16 protein-coding genes are annotated in these 17,585 nt (G+C 56.0%); all 16 read right to left on the bottom strand.

Features of this window, described 5'->3' with window-relative positions; translation table 11 throughout:
• Window positions 1–2: 2 nt before the first annotated feature.
• The 16 genes from QP381_RS01545 to QP381_RS01620 all read right to left on the bottom strand — a co-directional run bounded on the left by QP381_RS01545 (window position 3) and on the right by QP381_RS01620 (window position 17,266).
• A complete protein-coding gene (locus QP381_RS01545) occupies window positions 3–428 on the bottom strand; it encodes a metal-sulfur cluster assembly factor (protein WP_006680950.1) in 426 nt (141 codons plus the stop codon).
• A complete protein-coding gene (gene sufU / locus QP381_RS01550) occupies window positions 425–892 on the bottom strand; it encodes a Fe-S cluster assembly sulfur transfer protein SufU (RefSeq protein WP_006680949.1) in 468 nt (155 codons plus the stop codon). The genes QP381_RS01545 and sufU overlap by 4 nt, the downstream gene beginning before the upstream one ends.
• Window positions 892–2,184, bottom strand: a complete 1,293-nt coding sequence (locus QP381_RS01555; protein ID WP_006680948.1) for a SufS family cysteine desulfurase — start codon at window positions 2,182–2,184, stop codon at window positions 892–894. Before QP381_RS01555 ends, sufU begins: the two co-directional genes overlap by 1 nt.
• Window positions 2,185–2,189: 5 nt before the next feature.
• Window positions 2,190–2,942, bottom strand: a complete 753-nt coding sequence (gene sufC / locus QP381_RS01560) for a Fe-S cluster assembly ATPase SufC (RefSeq protein WP_006680947.1) — start codon at window positions 2,940–2,942, stop codon at window positions 2,190–2,192.
• Window positions 2,943–2,999: 57 nt separating this feature from the next.
• Window positions 3,000–4,178, bottom strand: coding sequence for a Fe-S cluster assembly protein SufD (gene sufD / locus QP381_RS01565; RefSeq protein ID WP_006680946.1), 1,179 nt, complete (start codon window positions 4,176–4,178; stop codon window positions 3,000–3,002).
• 1 nt (window position 4,179) lies between these two features.
• Complete coding sequence (sufB, locus tag QP381_RS01570) at window positions 4,180–5,628, bottom strand: Fe-S cluster assembly protein SufB (RefSeq protein ID WP_285067506.1); 1,449 nt, start codon at window positions 5,626–5,628, stop codon at window positions 4,180–4,182.
• A 38-nt stretch (window positions 5,629–5,666) separates the two neighbouring features.
• Complete coding sequence (locus QP381_RS01575; RefSeq protein WP_218840510.1) at window positions 5,667–6,377, bottom strand: helix-turn-helix transcriptional regulator; 711 nt, start codon at window positions 6,375–6,377, stop codon at window positions 5,667–5,669.
• Between the two features lie 93 nt (window positions 6,378–6,470).
• Window positions 6,471–7,121: an NUDIX domain-containing protein gene (locus QP381_RS01580; protein WP_179370405.1), complete on the bottom strand. Its 651-nt coding sequence runs from the start codon at window positions 7,119–7,121 to the stop codon at window positions 6,471–6,473.
• Entirely contained in the window at window positions 7,118–8,839 is a 1,722-nt protein-coding gene (locus tag QP381_RS01585; protein ID WP_179370562.1) for a CTP synthase, read from the bottom strand. Before QP381_RS01585 ends, QP381_RS01580 begins: the two co-directional genes overlap by 4 nt.
• A gap of 147 nt (window positions 8,840–8,986) precedes the next feature.
• A complete protein-coding gene (locus QP381_RS01590; RefSeq protein WP_006680941.1) occupies window positions 8,987–9,913 on the bottom strand; it encodes a copper transporter in 927 nt (308 codons plus the stop codon).
• An 11-nt stretch (window positions 9,914–9,924) separates the two neighbouring features.
• Window positions 9,925–11,103, bottom strand: a complete 1,179-nt coding sequence (steA, locus tag QP381_RS01595; RefSeq protein ID WP_006680940.1) for a putative cytokinetic ring protein SteA — start codon at window positions 11,101–11,103, stop codon at window positions 9,925–9,927.
• A complete protein-coding gene (recN, locus tag QP381_RS01600) occupies window positions 11,100–12,770 on the bottom strand; it encodes a DNA repair protein RecN (RefSeq protein ID WP_006680939.1) in 1,671 nt (556 codons plus the stop codon). The genes steA and recN overlap by 4 nt, the downstream gene beginning before the upstream one ends.
• Entirely contained in the window at window positions 12,767–13,615 is an 849-nt protein-coding gene (locus QP381_RS01605; RefSeq protein WP_006680938.1) for an NAD kinase, read from the bottom strand. The genes recN and QP381_RS01605 overlap by 4 nt, the downstream gene beginning before the upstream one ends.
• A complete protein-coding gene (locus tag QP381_RS01610; RefSeq protein ID WP_006680937.1) occupies window positions 13,612–14,445 on the bottom strand; it encodes a TlyA family RNA methyltransferase in 834 nt (277 codons plus the stop codon). Before QP381_RS01610 ends, QP381_RS01605 begins: the two co-directional genes overlap by 4 nt.
• Entirely contained in the window at window positions 14,442–14,651 is a 210-nt protein-coding gene (locus QP381_RS01615; protein WP_006680936.1) for a hypothetical protein, read from the bottom strand. Before QP381_RS01615 ends, QP381_RS01610 begins: the two co-directional genes overlap by 4 nt.
• Window positions 14,651–17,266, bottom strand: coding sequence for an HAD-IIA family hydrolase (locus tag QP381_RS01620; protein WP_285067515.1), 2,616 nt, complete (start codon window positions 17,264–17,266; stop codon window positions 14,651–14,653). The genes QP381_RS01615 and QP381_RS01620 overlap by 1 nt, the downstream gene beginning before the upstream one ends.
• Window positions 17,267–17,585 lie beyond the last annotated feature (319 nt).

Genomic DNA, 17,585 nt, shown 5'->3' on the forward strand with positions numbered 1-17,585 from the left:
GCTCAGACGTTGAAACCAATTGCGCGGAGTTGCTCACGACCATCCGGAGTAATACGATCCGGCCCCCACGGTGGCATCCACACCCAAGAAATAGTCACTTCAGGCGTCAATGCGGAAAGAACGGACTGTGCCTGACGCTCGATGACATCCGTCAGCGGGCAGGCAGCAGAGGTCAGTGTCATATCGAGAACAACTGTGTCGTTCTCAGCAATGTTCACGCCGTAGACCAGTCCAAGGTCAACGATGTTAATGCCAAGTTCAGGATCGATGACGTCTTTGAGTGCTTCGAGGATATCTTCACCCTTCAAAGAACCGTTTTCAACGATGTCTGTGCCGTCAATCTGGCGAACATTCTCAGACTGTTCGTGTGCCGGTGGTGCGCCGAAACGCTGCTCCACAGGCTCCGGAGCTGCCATGGGGTTATTCATTTATTACCTCCTGCGATGTCGGTTCCGAGCTGTGCAAGCGCGTCACGCAAGGCATACCAGCCGAGCAGTGCACACTTCACGCGATTGGCAAACTGAGAAGTGGATTCAAGAGCCGCTGCATCCCCCAAAGCATCAAGGACTTCGTCGGGCACTCCCCTGTTCCTCGAATGCATCATCGATTCCATGGACGCATATGCTATGCGTGCTTCCTCAATCGAGTGGTTCGCGACCAGGTCGTTCAGCATGGACAGAGATGCTTGAGAAATCGAGCAACCATCGCCATCCCACACAAGCTTTTCAATCGAGCCGTCGTTAGCGAGAGTAACGCCAAGGGTTACTTCGTCGCCGCACGTGGGGTTTACTTGGTGCGACGAGGCCGCAACCTCTTCCACATCGCCTCGGCCGTGTTTGGCGCGGGCATGATCCAAGATGACCTGCTGATAGAGCTGATCCAAGCTTGACATCAGAATCCTCCGAAAAACTCTCTCACGCGTCCAAGGGATGCGACCAGACGATCGATTTCTTCTTCAGTCGTCGACACTGCAACGGATGCTCGTGCGGACGATCGAACAGAGAAGAACGTATGAAGTGGGATCGCGCAATGATGACCGACACGAATCGCGATATCATCAGCATCCAAAATCTGACCGACATCGTGCGGATGGACACCATCGACTGCGAATGCCACGACGCCCACACGATCCACATCGGTTGTTGGGCCAAGGACTTTCACACCGTCGAGTGAGGCAACCCCATCAAGCAGACGCTGCGTTAGGGCTTTCTCATGGGCGTGTACGCGATCCATACCAATAGCGCTCAGGTATTCAAGCGCAGCCGTCCAACCTGCGATTTGAGCTACGGGCTGAGATCCCGCTTCAAACCGTTCGGGAGCGGGCATGTACGTCGATTCCTCCATCGTCACGTATTCGATCATTGATCCGCCGGTCAAAACCGGAGGCATCATGTCGAGGAGTTCCCGCCTGCCCCACAACGCACCGACGCCGGTAGGACCAAGCATCTTGTGCGATGACATGACAGCAAAATCCACGTCCATGGCACGAACATCAATCGCCATATGCGCGCTCGACTGACAGGTATCAGCCAAAACAAGAGCTCCGACACTGCGTGCCTTTGCGACAATCGCATCGACGGGAGAGATCGCGCCCGTCACGTTCGACACGTGAGTGAAAGCAACCAGCTTAGTGTTGGGCGTAATGACGTCGAGTGTCTCAAGGTCAATGCGACCGTCAGGAGTCAGATCCAGCCATTTGAGTTCAGCGCCGGTTCGTGCGCACAATTCCTGCCACGGAACGAGGTTCGCATGGTGTTCTGAGCGAGTGGTGACGATCGTGTCTCCTGGCCCAATTCTCAGTGGAGTCGAAGCCGTGCCTCCACGGCCAACAGACGCATGACCGATAGACAGAGCAACAAGGTTGATGGCTTCGGTCGCGTTCTTGGTCCACACGATCTCATCGCTGCGCCCACCGATAAACGAGGCGAGCGCACTACGTCCGTCTTCGAACGCGCTGGTCGCTTCGTCCCCCAAAATATGGGTTCCGCGGTGAACAGCAGCATTCGAACGACGGTAGAAATTCGCTTCCGCATCAATGACGCTGGCAGGCTTTTGAGACGTTGCAGAGGCATCAAGGTACGCGATCGGCTTCCCTCCGCGCCCCAGTCGAGCGAGAATCGGGAAATCCGAACGGATAGCTTCGAGCTCTACAGCGCTAAAGTCTGCTCCGAGAAGCGAATTCATGTTGATCAGAGACCCAGGTACTTGTCGTAGCCTTCTTCTTCAAGCTGGTCAGCAAGCTCGGGGCCTCCTTCGGCGGCAACATGGCCGTTCACGAAGACGTGAACGTGGCTCGGCTTGATGTAGCGAAGAATGCGCGTGTAGTGAGTGATCAGCATGACGCCACAGCCGGTGGTGTCATGGACACGGTTCACACCCTCAGACACGATGCGCAGAGCATCGACGTCCAGACCGGAGTCAGTTTCATCCAGGACTGCGAAGGTCGGCTGCAGGAGTTCCATCTGGAGGATCTCAAGACGCTTCTTCTCACCACCGGAGAAACCGACGTTGACGTCACGCTCAGCGAAGTCTTCGTCCATACGCAGGTGCTCCATAGAGGACTTCACGTCCTTGACCCACTGGCGGATCTGCGGTGCTTCACCGTTGATAGCGGTCTTAGCGGTACGCAGGAAGTTGGAAACGGAAACGCCCGCAACCTCAACCGGGTACTGCATGGCCAGGAACAGACCGGCCTTGGCGCGCTCGTCAACGCTCATCTCAGTAATGAGCTTGTCGTCGAGCCATGCTTCGCCCTGGGTGATGGTGTATTCGGGATGGCCGGCGAGTGCATAGGCAAGCGTGGACTTGCCCGAACCGTTCGGCCCCATAATGGCGTGGATTTCACCGGACTTGATGGTCAGATTCACGCCCTTCAAGATCTCCTTGGGGCCGTCAGCGGTTTCAACCGTGACATGCAGATCTTTGATCGTCAAAGTCGACATTGTTTCTCCTTGTCGGCGCGAGGCCGCAATAGTTGGTGCGCCACATGGCGCGCAGGGTCAGTTCGTTCGGGACTTGGCGAGTTCGGCCTCGACGGCCTCCATGAGGTGGTCAACCACCTCGGGCACACCAATCTGATTAATGAGCTCGGCGAAGAAACCACGGACAACAAGACGACGTGCCTCGTGTTCGCTGATTCCTCGGCTCATCAGGTAGAAGAGCTGTTCGTCATCGAAACGGCCGGTTGCGGATGCGTGTCCAGCTCCGCGGATTTCACCGTTTTCAATTTCGAGGTTCGGAACAGAGTCGGCCTTGGCGCCCTCGGTGAGGACCAGGTTGCGGTTCAGTTCGTAGGTGTCGGTGTCGTCGGCTGCTTCCCGGATCAGGCAGTCGCCAATCCACACCGAGTGTGCGCCGTTGCCCTGCAGAGCACCCTTGTAGGTGACTCGCGAGTAGCAGTTCGGCTGGGAGTGGTCAACGAACACGCGGTGCTCGAGGTGCTGACCGCCGTCAACGAAGTACAGGCCCAGCATGTTGAGTTCGCCACCGGGGCCTCGGAAATCAGTATCGGAAGAGATACGGACCAGGTCGCCACCGAAAGTAACAACGATGTGCGTCAGGGAAGCATCCTTGCCCAGTGCCAGTCGGTGGTTTGAGGCGTGCAGTGTGGTGTCATCCCATTCTTGGATTGAAACGAAGGTGACCTTCGAGCCGTCCCCTGCGTTCACTTCGATGGTCTGATTGACAGCTGCTTCTTCAGAGCCACGGTGGTTCAGGATGATCGTCGCTTCGGCAAGTTCGCCGACCTCAACGAAGATGTGCTGGGCGCGAGTTCCTTCAACAGCGTCAACGTTCAGACGGATCGGTTCGCTGACCTGCATCTGGGCAGGAACAGAAACAATTGTCGACTCACCATACTGATTCCATGCGACAACCGCTGTGCGATCACCGGGAGCAAGAACAGTACCCAAGCGAGAATCGGAGCGATCAGCCTGTTCAACTGTCACGCATTCAGGAGCCTCAACGGTGACCGGGGCATCACCCTGGTCATAGTTTTCAACCTCAAAAAGACGTTCGATGCGACGCATCGGGGTGAAACGCCAGTCTTCTTCGCGACCGTGCGGGGTCGGGATTGCATCGAGATCGAAGGAAACCGGGCGGTCTGCGCGGCTGGCGTGGCCGCCCTTTTCGACGCCGCCGTGAGAGTGCGCTTTATTCATCACTTCTTGTGTCGTCATATCAGCCGACGGATCCTTCCATCTGCAGTTCGATCAAGCGGTTGAGTTCGAGCGCGTACTCCATCGGGAGTTCCTTCGCGATCGGCTCAACGAAACCACGAACGATCATTGCCATTGCTTCGTTCTCATCAAGGCCACGGCTCATCAGGTAGAAGAGCTGGTCTGCCGACACCTTCGAAACGGTTGCTTCGTGACCCATTTCGACGTCATCGGTTCGGACGTCAACATAGGGGTAGGTATCGGTACGTGAAACCTTGTCGACAAGAAGCGCGTCGCACAGGACGTTGGACTTCGAGTACCGTGCGCGGGCGTTGATCTGAACCAGACCGCGGTACGAGGTACGGCCACCGCCACGAGACACGGACTTCGACACGATCGAAGAAGAGGTGTGCGGTGCCATGTGGACCATCTTGGCGCCAGTGTCCTGGTGCTGACCGGGGCCTGCGAAACCGATGGACAATGTCTCTCCACGGGCATGCTCGCCCATGAGGAAGCAGGCGGGGTACTTCATGGTAATCGCGGCACCCATGTTGCCATCGACCCACTCCATAGTTCCGCCTTCTTCGACGATGGCGCGCTGGGTCACGAGGTTCAGAACGTTGGTCGACCAGTTCTGGATCGTCGTGTAGCGAACGCGTGCACCCTTCTTGACGAAGATTTCGATAACACCTGAGTGCAGTGAGTTCTCGTCATAAATCGGCGCGGTGCACCCTTCGACGTAGTGAACGTAGGAGCCCTCATCAGCGATGATCAGCGTACGTTCAAACTGGCCAAGAGCCTCAGTGTTAATGCGGAAGTAGGCCTGAAGCGGGATGTCGACGTGAACGCCTGGTGGCACGTAGACGAAGGAACCACCCGACCAAGCGGCGGTGTTCAGTGCGGAGAACTTATTGTCACCGGAGGGAACAGCTTTGCCGAAGTACTCCTGGAAGATTTCTGGATACTCACGGAGACCCGTGTCGGTATCGAGGAAGATGACACCCTGGCGTTCAAGATCTTCCTGAATCTGCTGGTAGACAACCTCAGACTCGTACTGGGCGGCGACGCCGGAGACCAGGCGATTCTTTTCAGCCTCCGGAATACCCAGACGATCGTAGGTGGTACGAATTTCCTCGGGAAGGTCGTCCCACGAATTCACCTGACGGTCGGTGGGGCTGACGTAGTACTTGAACGTATCGAAGTCGATATCCGAAAGATCCGGGCCCCATGTGGGCATCGGCTTGCGATCGAAGATTTCAAGTGCCTTCAGACGACGTTCACGCATCCACTCCGGCTCATTCTTATGATCCGAGATCGAACGAACAACGTCCGCATTAATGCCGTATTCAGCATTCTTTGAGTACTCGTCGCTATCGCGCCATCCATACTCATACGCGCCAATTGAGTCGATGATTTCATCATCACTCATGTGACGGTCATCGAGGTCAGTGACCTGCGGTGACTGGGTCATAGTGGTGTCAACCTTCCATTCTTAATTTCAAGCACACTCTACTTACGCCGAGTGGCTCGTGAAGCCGAACGAAGCACGGGTGCGCCCACGGGAATGTGAGTCGTACAGACGTGACCACCGCCGGCAAGAGTTGCAAGCCTCTGAATGTGAACATCAAGAAGTCGACTAAACGCTTGGGTTTCTGCCTCGCAGAGCTGCGGGTAGTCACCGGCAACTTCCTGAATAGGACAGTGCCCTTGGCATAGCTGAATAGCAAAATTGCCATTACCGATGTCTCGAACCGTCGCAGCATAACCGTCTTGAGTCAGCGCATCGGCAAGAGCCTGAGCACGAACCTTCGGGTCTGAGCCAGCTTCGCGAATGATAGGCGCATAGCGACGCTCAATTTCACGCGAACGAGAGGCCGCGAAAGAATCAATCGCTTCCCCACCGCCAACTTGTCCAAGGTAACCGAGGGCTTTGACAGCTAGCTCGGAATATGCGTCAGGCAACTTCGTGTGCGCGTTCGGTGTTGCGACATAGTGACGAGCCGGGCGTCCACGACCACGCTTTTGCAACTGCGCCGGTTCCATCTCCATGATTTCTTTCGAATCCAACAAGATGGTGATGTGCCTGCGCACGGCTGCGGTAGTCAGCTTAAGAATTCGAGCGATGACGGTTGCAGTCACGGGTCCCTTTTCGACGATCAAATCGAGGACTTGCTCGCGAGTTCGCGCATCGAGCTGTTCGCCCACAAGGCCTCCGATCATCTGTTCACATGGGAATCTATGTCAGAGTCTACGTCCTTTTACGCACAATATGCTTATCGAAATTCAGACGTGTCAAAAACGCCACACGTTTCCTTAGCGCATCCAGGGTGAATCCGCAGGTCGGAGGTCCTTCCAACCACGTGCTCGCGCATTCCAGGTTGCAAGAATTCCAGTTACCGCAGATGGGTTGTGCAACTTGCCAGCAAAGATCATGTCTACAGCGTCATCAAGCTTCACCCAGGAACTCACCATGAGTGCCTCTTCGTCCAGACGTTCGAACTCCTGATCAAGCTCGACCAGATCACGCGCGAGGAAGATACGAAGCGATTCAACAGATCCTCCCGGCGACGTGAAGTAGTCGACCAGAACATCCCATTGATTGGCTTGAAGATCAACTTCTTCAGCCAGTTCTCGCTGGGCGGCACAGACATAGTCTTCCCCTTCGATATCGAGCAATCCCGCGGGAATTTCCCATAGGTTTGCTCGCACCGGATGACGATACTGACGTTCAAGAAGTACCTCTTCGTTGCCAGCTTCGCCCCGCAACGCCACGACAGCGACCGCACCTGGGTGCGTGGTGTACTGGCGAAGAACAGGTTCAGCGTCTTCAATCAGACGAACTTCATCCTCTTCAAGCCCGATGACCCGACCATCCCACAGATGACGGTGTTCAATGACCTCGAATTGAGCTGGAGTGTCACCTTCGGCCTTCGCCTGAGAGGCCGCAACTTCACGCAAGGTCATTTCGCCGATTCCTCAACGACATGAGTGTCTTGGTTCGACGAGTAGCGTCCCTTGTGGCGTTCCAGGGCAGCGTGGACGAGGCTCGCGAACAGTGGATGCGGGTTCGTCGGACGCGACTTGAACTCCGGGTGAGCCTGGGTCGCCACGTAGTACGGGTGCATGGAACGATCAAGCTCAACGAACTCAACCAGATCACCCGAGGGCGAAGTACCGGAAATATGCAGGCCCGCCGCTTCAAGGCGATCGCGATAGGCGTTGTTGACCTCGTAGCGGTGACGGTGACGTTCGGTCACCTCGGTCATTCCATACGCCTGAGCAACAATGGAACCTTCGGTGAGTTTTGCAGGGTAAGAGCCAAGGCGCATCGTGCCGCCAAGATCACCTTCGCCGGAAACGATGTCCATCTGGTCAGCCATCGTGGCAACAACCGGATCGGAAGTCTCGGGATCCATCTCCGTCGAAGAAGCGCCAGCCAGACCCAGCATGTTACGCGATGCTTCAATCACCATGCACTGCAAGCCAAGGCAGAGGCCCAGAGTAGGAACGCCGTGTTCACGTGCCCAGCGCAGGGCACCAAGCTTGCCTTCGATGCCTCGTACACCGAAACCACCGGGGACACAGATCGCATCTACACCGGCAAGTTCACGACTGGCACCTTCGGGCGTCTCGCAACCATCGGACGCGACCCAGCGGATATCAACGCGAGCATTGTTTGCAAAGCCACCGTGCTTGATGGCTTCCTGAACCGACAGATACGCATCGTGCAGATCAATGTACTTGCCAACCAGGGCAACCTCAACGCGGTACTTCGGGGAGTGAACCCGCTCGAGCAAGCCATTCCACTCCGTCCAATCAACATCGCGGAACTGCAATCCAAGACGTTGAACCAAGTAGGCATCAAGTCCCTCACGGTGAAGCGTCGGCGGAACCTCGTAAATCGACGACACATCCTTGCACTCGATGACGGCATCGCGGTCAACGTCGCACATCAGCGCGACCTTGCCCTTAATCCCCTCAGGAAGCGGACGATCCGTGCGCAACACAAGAGCATCGGGAGCAATACCGATCGAACGAAGAGCAGCAACAGAGTGCTGCGTCGGCTTCGTCTTCAGTTCGCCGGCAGCTGGCAGGAACGGAATCAGCGAAACGTGAACAAAGGCAACGTTCTCGCGACCAAGATCGGCGCGCACTTGACGTGCAGCTTCGAGGAACGGCTGAGATTCAATATCACCGACGGTGCCACCAATTTCCGTGATGATCACGTCAGGAGTGTTACCTTCGGCATCAGGACGAGCCTGGGAACGCATCATGCGTTTAATTTCATCAGTAATATGCGGGATAACCTGGACGGTATCACCAAGGTATTCACCACGACGCTCCTTCGCGATCACCGTCGAGTAGACCTGACCGGTTGTCGCGTTTGCGTCACCCGAAAGAGCAACATCAAGGAAACGCTCGTAGTGACCAATATCGAGGTCGGTCTCAGCACCATCTTCCGTCACGAAAACTTCACCGTGCTGGAAGGGGTTCATTGTGCCCGGATCGACGTTAATGTACGGATCAAGCTTCTGCATCACAACAGAAAGACCACGAGAACGAAGAAGACGACCAAGACTTGAAGCGGTCAACCCTTTACCCAGTGAACTGACGACACCGCCAGTAACAAAAATCTGCTTGGTTACCATTTGATCTGCGCCCATAGCGCGCGTTGAAGACATCACCATGGGACTCCAGCATAACAAAACGGTGCGTATCACCTCGACTCAGAAGGCCAAGATGATACGCACCGCACAGTTGGAAACGCCACGTGGTGGAAGCGCTAGTGGCTCGCTGTCACGAACGTTGAGGCGAAACGATAGCTCCTATCACGGAAGCTCAGGTATAACCGCAGTGGCGCCATTTTGAACGCCGTATGCGCGAGCAGTTGCGGACGCATCCTTCAGGGAGATGACGGCTGAGATTGCCGACAGCGTCGTGCCAGGCGAATCGATTGACGTGACCTGGGCACCCTGAGTGCGCAGAACCTGTCCCATGGACGAATCCGTCGAAGCATCGGCGACGATAACCGCAGACTTCGGAACAGAAGTAACCGCCTGAGCAAGACCCAACCACGCCTGAGGAGCACGTTCCACAACGCCAGACTGGGAAGAATCTGCAGAGTTCTGAGCTAAAACAGTTGCCGAAGCACGCGGGCCGACGACAACGATGGCTTCTGTTGCTCCGGCCGGATCCGTGGCGATCGACATAATCGGAGTGGAATCGTCAGTCAAAATCTCCTTCACGAGGTCCGTTTCAGAACCCGTAGTCGTCAAGACTGCAACGATGCCGAAGCTGATGATTGCTTCGCCCGATGCAGATGAGGGCAGATTAGACATATGGCTCGAAAGGGGGCTTGAAAGGGTCTCACGGTACTGAGACATTCCAGCGTTATCAAAGTTGTCCGTCAGCGAGACATGGCCGATTACCTCGGCGCCAGCGGCGGACAGGCGATCGCTGACCGTAGTAATGTCTTCAGCCGTAGCTCCGGGCAGACCAATTGTTGTTACCTTCATGCCGGACAGAGTGCCATCAAGCTTGTTCGATGCAATCGCATCAAGACCTGCTGCTTCAGCGCTTGCCAAAGCTTGAGCCTGAGCAAGAGCCTGGGCATCGGCAACGGAAGATGCTGCATTCTTATCTGCAAGAGCCCCAGAGATTCGGGACTGCAACGGACCAGAACCGAGGATGACACCGATCGAAAGCGCCACGAACACTGCGATCAGCGATACCAGGTGGTAACGGAAATTCATCATTTTGTATCTCCTCAGTTGAGGTTCGTCAAAGAGTCAGGGGACAATGGGGTGGACGGGCTCGCAAGCGAAATAATCGATGAGAACAAATCATTGCCCCACGGCGTCGCCCAGAGAGCAACACCGATTCCACCAATCATCACCAACGCCAGTAGCACGATCCAGAAACCTGAGAGTCGTGGGCGGTGGCTGGCGGCAACTGCTCGAGCCTGAACGAGTTCATCCCCGGCAACGAGTCGAGTAAAGAATGAGGGCGACATCGCGGAGCGACCACGGTCAACGAAATCGTCAAGATCGTGGTGACCACCGACGAGAACGATCGACGAGGCGCCCGAATGCTTAGCTACCAGCAGGGCAACGTCTTCGGACGAACCCGACATTTCGACAACGTCGGCGTGCAGACCCATGCGGTTGAGTCGTTCGCTTCCTTGAGCGATACCGTCGTGACCGCGTCGAAGAATCCTACGGCCTGCTCCACGAAGAACCTTATCGCTGATCTGATCCATGTCACCGACAACGATCTGAGGTTTAAACCCGGCAGAACGCGCCAGATCACTACCTCCGTCAACACCGATGATGATCGGAGACGCATCGCCGATCCAACGCTTCAGGTTCTTCAGCTGTTGTTTGGTCTGGGAATCGTCAAGGACGACAACAACGGGCTTTCCTTCGAGGTCTTTCTTAAAGGTCGGAACGCCAACACCTCGTAGGACGCCTCCATCACGATCAAGGAATTCTTCGATCGAGGCTGCGAATGAACCGATCTGCGTTGAAATGAGCTGTCGGCTTTCGACTTCGTCGTTTTCCAAATCGCGCAGGGAAAGCAGACGACCTGTCGATACGACTTCATCGTCGCGAAGAACACGACCATCTTCGATTGTGATGGTGTCACCTTCACGCAGGGACATCACGTCGGGGCCAAGATCATCGATGACGATGATTCCTGCTTCGAGAAGTACACGAGGTCCGCGCACCTGTTGGCGACCTGACGACGAAGGCGCGGCATTAAGGACGGCCTTCGGTTCACGCGACACGAGAGCGTGCGCGCTTTGACGATCAAGGTCAACCTGATCGATTACTGCAATGTCACCGGGTTCCATGCGAGCAGTAATGTTTCGAACACGACTGTCAACGCGTACGATACCCGTGATTTGTGTCGCGCCTGAAGCGGACTGGATTTTTTCGCTACTCATCCCTGTGATTGTGGCACGGCTGAAGTCAGGACTTCGATAGCGTGTCGGCGCGCCGCCGGAGAGTGAGCATCTCCACCCATCATCCGCGTTAATTCAGCCTCTCTGGCTTCACCTTCCACCACGTGCACGTCGGTGAGACCGTCATTCTTCGTCACCACTAGGTGGTGCGAGGCGAAGACAGCGACCTGCGGGAGGTGAGTGACGACAATAACCTGCCGGTTTTGCGCCAGGCGTTTCAAACGGGCACCCACTTCAGTCGCCGTTTGCCCGCCAATTCCCGCATCAACTTCGTCGAAAATGAAGGTCTTCGTGGTGCTCTTTTCACCCAAGACGACTTCGAGTCCCAGCATGATGCGGGACAGCTCGCCACCGGAGGCTCCTTGCCCAAGTGGGCGTGGTGTGGCCGACGAGTGCGGTTGAAGCAGGATAGTGACGTCGTCGAGGCCATGCGACGTAGGTTTTGTCTTTTCAACGATACAAATAAGCTTCGCGTCTGCCATGGCAAGCGCGTGCAGCTCCCCCGTTACTTTTTCCGCCAGCTCACAACCGCATCGGACGCGGGAATCGTGAAGCCGTGAACCGACTTCGAGGACACGCGCTTGAGCTTCCTTCAGTTTCTTTTCGGCGACCTCAGGATTATTTCCACTGGTCACAAGCTCTTCAAGACGCCTACGTGCGCGTTGCGCCCATTCAATGAGGCCAGTCGCATCATCGGCCCGGCCTTCAAGAAGTTTCTTCAGATCAGCGCGTCGCGAATGAACCCATGCAAGACGACTGGGGTCAGCGTCGAGGCTACGAGCGTAGGCTCCCAGGTCATCCCCCAGAGTCTCAACATCGATTGCGATCGATTCTGCCTGTCGTTCAAGAGACGCGAGCGACTCGTCGAGACTGCGCGCGCAAGAAATCTGGTCGCGACTGTGTCGAAGAAGGCTCGAGGCTCCATCTGTATCGTCAGTTCCTCGGATGAAAGCCGTTGCAGTATCAATAAACCGACGGAGGTCTTCCACGCTCATCAGGCGACGCGCTTCAAGTCGTAGCTCTTCGTCCTCACCTTCATGAGGGTCGAAAGCATCAATCGCTTCAAGAGCTGCGCTTAGCGATTCTGTTTCTCGGATACGCTCATCTGCGTTCTTCGTAATGTCGTCGAAAGAACGCTTGGCGTTCACCGCTTCTTTCCAAGCTTTCTCGTATTCGGCCAGCAGATCCTGGTGCGCTTGGTCGCCGTAGGAATCTACGAGGTCACGTTGCGCGTTCGGGTTTTTTAAACGCATTTGTTCGGCCTGCCCGTGCACTGTGATCAGAGGGGCAACCGTCTGGGCAAGCCCCGATGCTGGAACCATTCGCCCACCGACGTGTGCGCGCGAGCGCCCCTGGGCTAGAACGGTACGCGAAACAATCAGCTCCGAATCTTCAACGTCAATTCCCTCTTCGACCAGAGGAGCTATGTGTTGCTCATCCAGAATGAAGACACCATCGACTTGCGCGCGAGATCGTCCTTCGCGCACTAAGGCTGGCTCTGCCCGCGAGCCCAATAGAAGATTGACCGATGTGAGCACCATCGTTTTACCGGCACCCGTCTCGCCGGTAAGGACCGTGAGCCCCTCACCGAAGTCAAGAGTGGCGCGGTCAATCACACCGATCCCGGAGATTTCAATCGTTGAAATCATTTCCCGACCGACCTGTTACGTCCGTTCCTCCAACCGCGGGTCGGAAGATTAAATTTCTGAACCAGACGAGTCGAGAATGGAGTGTCATCAAGACGGACAAGTCTCACCGGCCACTGACCAACCGTTGTGGTCACACTCGAGCCCGGAGGCAAACTGTTCCGTCGTTTGCCATCGCACCATAGTTCTGGCGAGGTCCAGTTTTCACTGAGCACGCCCACTTCAAGCTTGGAAGATGGACCCACGACAAGCGGCCTCGTAAACAATCCATGAGCCGCCAACGGCGCCATCACGATCGCCTCCATATCGGGCCATACAACTGGTCCACCGGCAGAGAAACTATATGCGGTTGAGCCTGTTGGCGTCGCCAAAACAATGCCATCAGCGCCATACGTTGAAACGTCCTGTCCGTCGACTGCCAGCGCAAGATGCACCGGATGGGCAACATCCGTGTGGATAACGACCGCTTCGTTCAACGCCCAGTCAGTAATGACTGTCCCATCGGGTTGGCGAACAACAACGTCCAACGTCATGCGGGTTTCCAGATGGAAATCTTCGTTCGCGATGCGTTGTGCCAGTTCGTCGAAGCCCTGATCGGTTGCCTCAGCGAGAAAGCCCATGTGGCCGAGGTTCACTCCGAGAAGGGGTACATCGCAACGGCGAGCATATTCAGCTGCCGCAAGGATCGTTCCATCGCCACCGAGGGCAAGAAGAAGATCGGCAGAATTTGGGCGTGCTTCTTCGACGACCTCTACGCCAAGAGAGTCGAGCTCGCTCATCATGACCGATGCTGCTGTCTGCGCGTCAGGACGATGCTTATGCCAGACAAGCATGACGCGACGAATCATTGAAGTCCCTTCGAATCTGCGGGGCCAGCGATCACTGCCTCTTTGATACGTGAGCGTAACTCATCAGCATCAATTCCGCCTGAGCCAGATGCGGACATATGGATAAAGTACTCAACGTTCCCAGAAGGCCCCGGAAGAGGCGAAGCTGCGACTGCGCGGACTGTCAGACCGTTGTCGATGGCGCAGAGCGCAACATTTTCGACGGTTTCCACGTGATGGTTCGGGTTGCGAACAACGCCACCGTGGCCGAGACGTTCTTTGCCGATCTCAAACTGCGGCTTCACCATCAGCAGGAAATCAGCGTCATCGGTTGCAACTGCAACGAGAGCCGGGATAACAAGCGTCAGTGAAATAAAGGACATATCGCCAACAACGATCTGTGGCTTCGGATCCAGATCGCCGTCTTTCATCGTGCGTACGTTGGTACGATCCATCACGACAACACGAGGATCTGACTGGAGCTTCCAAGCAAGCTGACCGTAACCAACGTCAACGGCAAACACCTGGCGGGCTCCCCTGCGTAACAACACGTCAGTGAATCCACCGGTTGAAGCGCCGGCGTCCATACACACTGTGTCCGCAATCGTGGGAGCAGTATCGCCCAGAATATCTAGGGCACCGGCCAGTTTATGCGCACCACGAGAGACGTATTCAATCTCTAGTGCCTCGCTGATCACGATCGCCTGTGCAGGATCCATTTGACGTGCGGGCTTCAGAACAATTTCTCCGTCGAGCTTCACACGCTGGTCAGCGATCATTTCTTGGGCGTGGGTACGAGATCGAGCCAATCCCCTGCGCACAAGCTCCGAATCAATTCGACGCAGTTTCACAAGAACTCCGGACCGGATAGACGCGTGCGTAGAACAACGTCGCGTTCTTTCAAACGAACGATCTCGCGTTCAAGTTCTTCGATGCTCACCGTTTCAGACTGGGCATTCTGTCCTGAATTCGTAGCCTGGTGAGCATCATCATTGCGAAGGCTCCGGTTCTGGGGCGGCATCACGCCCGCCCCAGAACCGTCACTGAGATTAGTCATCACTCGCCTTGAGTTTCGCCCGCTTCGTCATCGTCTTCAGTTTCGGCAAGAAGACGTTCGAGTTCTTCTTCGCCGGGAAGGAACGCAGGAGTTTCCAATGCTTCATCAAGTTCATCTGCTTGAACTGCAAGCAGTTCGTCAGAGGAGGTGAAGCCCTCGTCGCTTTCTGCGTCTTCTAAGATTTCAATCGGCGCAACAACGATTCCGGACTCATCGTCGTTCGGAACGACTGTGAGCTTGGGGCAACGCGGGGTCTCTCCGGCGTTTTCGTCAGAGTAATCCCAGCCTGCTGCCGCCATTGCACGGTAGGTGTCGAGCGTAATCGTGTAGATCTCATCCGCGGCCAGTTCAACATCGTCGACGAAAATTCCACCGTGACGTGCTATGCGGACAACCTGAGAGACGCCACAGGTCCAGGAGTTATCCAGGTGGTGCTTAGCGCGCGGATGAGTTTCCTGAAGGCCTCGGATATCGAGGGCAAGGAAGCTGGGGCGCTGGCCGCGAGGAGCCGTCACAATGGCTTGTGCGTCATGAATACCGGTAAGAACATGCATTGCCGGCATGCCTGCGCGAATAGCACCCAGGATGTCGGTTTCAAGGCGGTCGCCAACAGCGATCGGCTTCTCTCCGCCAACCAGCGCAGCAGCACGCTGGTAAATACCCGGTTCCGGCTTGCCCGCTGCAAACGCACGCTTGCCCGTTGCATGTTCAATGGCGGCGACAAGAGAGCCGTTGCCAAGAGCAAAGCCACGTTCCTGTGGAAGAGTTGTGTCAAGGTTCGTTGCGAAGAAGCGCGCACCGCGTTGAATGGCAAATGCGCCTTCCGACATGAGCACCCAGTTCACGTCCTTGTCGAGGCCCTGAACAACGGCAACCGGCTCATCATCAGCGGAATCAACAAGCTCATATCCCGCTTCAGTCAGTGCAACGCGAAGACCGTCGCCACCGATAGCAAAGACCTTCGAACCGTCTTCGATACGTTCCTTCATCAAAGCAATAACATCCATGGCGGAGGTCATCACCATCGACGGATCTGCTTCAAAGTCCATCGTGTTCAGTTTGTCGGCAACCTGGCGAGGGCTACGCATCGCGTTATTCGTAACGAACACGGTCTTCATGCCGGCTTCGCGTGCTTCTTTCACTGCGTCAGCTGCATGTTCGATCGGCTCATCACCATTCCATGCGGTGCCATCGAGATCAAAGAGGGCAACATCGAATTCTTCGACCAGCGGTCTTGACATTGCACGAAGCTGAGTGCGCTTATTGTCAACGTCAGCATCCGCATAGAGCGAAATATCAACGATATCGGGGTCTTCGATTTCTTCAGGAAGTTGGGATTCGAGTTCGTCGGCTTCAACATCGCGTCCAAGTTCGCGCAGACGATCAATCTTGACCTCGTTCAAGCGACGCAGGAGGAAGGGATCCGTGTCTGCGGGCAGTACAGCCAACGCATCATCGACGATGAGCAGACCAACTTCGCTCTGGCCAAGATCGGCGCGAGCGCCGGAAGAAACCAGAATCAGTTCGACTTGCTCAGACAGTTCCATGCCCTTGGTTTCAGTCTGGTCGATGATTTCGACAGCCTTTTCAGGGCGTCCCAGGCCACGTTCACAATCGGCTTCGACTGCACGAAGCGAGTTGTCACCGCGCATACGACGGACGGCGCGGACCTCACGGAGCGCCTCGTCATAGCGACCGGATGCGTATGCGGTCAAGGCACTTGCTTCGCGGACAACGTCGACGCGACCGGCACGCGCAGATGCTGCTGAAGCATGCTTGTAGGCAAGTTCCGGATCAAGGTCAATCAGCTGTCCGGCCATCACGAGGTGGCGGGCAACGATGTCCTTATTCGGGCCGGAAAGTGTAGTAAGTGCGCGCAGTGCTGCGGCATCAAGTTCCTGGGCGGACACACCTGCGGGAATCGTGGGCTCATTCGGATTGGGCGAGACGTACTCGTCAGTGGAAGCGTAGTTTTGGTACTGCTCTTGGTTATGGCTGGGAGGCATGCGATCACCGCGCTGGCGATCGCCACCGCGACGCTCATTGTTACGGTCAAAACCGCCGGAACGGCGGTCATTGTTACGGTCGAAACCACGACCTCGGTTGTCATCACGACGACCATAACCGCCGTCACGCCGATCGTTATCGCGTCGTGCGTATCCGCCTTCACGGCGATCGTTGTTACGGTCGAAACCACGACCACGATTATCATCGCGACGCCCATAACCGCCCTGACGACGATCATCACCACGACGCCCATATCCGCCTTCACGGCGGTCATTGTTACGATCAAAGCTACGACCACGATTGTCATCACGACGACCATAACCGCCGTCACGCCGATCGTTATCACGTCGCGCGTATCCGCCGTCACGCCGATCATTGTTACGATCGAAACCACGACCACGATTATCATCACGACGACCATAACCGCCGTCACGCCGATCGTTATCACGTCGCGCGTATCCGCCTTCACGGCGGTCATCGTCGCGACGGCCGTATCCACCTTCGCGACGGTTGTTGTTTGCGCGGGATTGATTGTGGTCGCTCCACCGTGAGCGACGTTGGAATCCACCACGACCCTTATCAAAACGTGATCCTTGTTCTTCTGCCATGGCTTCTTCCTCTATTCCTGCGCGGTTGCGCTTTTCAAACGTGGGCGTTCTAGCCCTGATAGCTACATTTCTACTTTAAAAAGCATAGCCGGTTCACGGCGATAATCCGCCAGATAACTGCCACATTGTGCGTGAGTCCACTCGTCTACCGCTATGCGTTGCCGAGCTTTGACTGAAGGGCACTTTGTGCACAGTAGTAAACCCCTTGGAGGGGTGCTCCAAGGGGTTTACGTGAGTTAAAATTGCGGCGGTGTCCTACTCTCCCACACTCTGTCGGGTGCAGTACCATTGGCGTTTGTGGGCTTAGCTTCCGGGTTCG

Source organism: Pauljensenia sp. UMB6358 (assembly GCF_030216865.1).
Lineage (GTDB): Bacteria > Actinomycetota > Actinomycetes > Actinomycetales > Actinomycetaceae > Pauljensenia > Pauljensenia turicensis_A.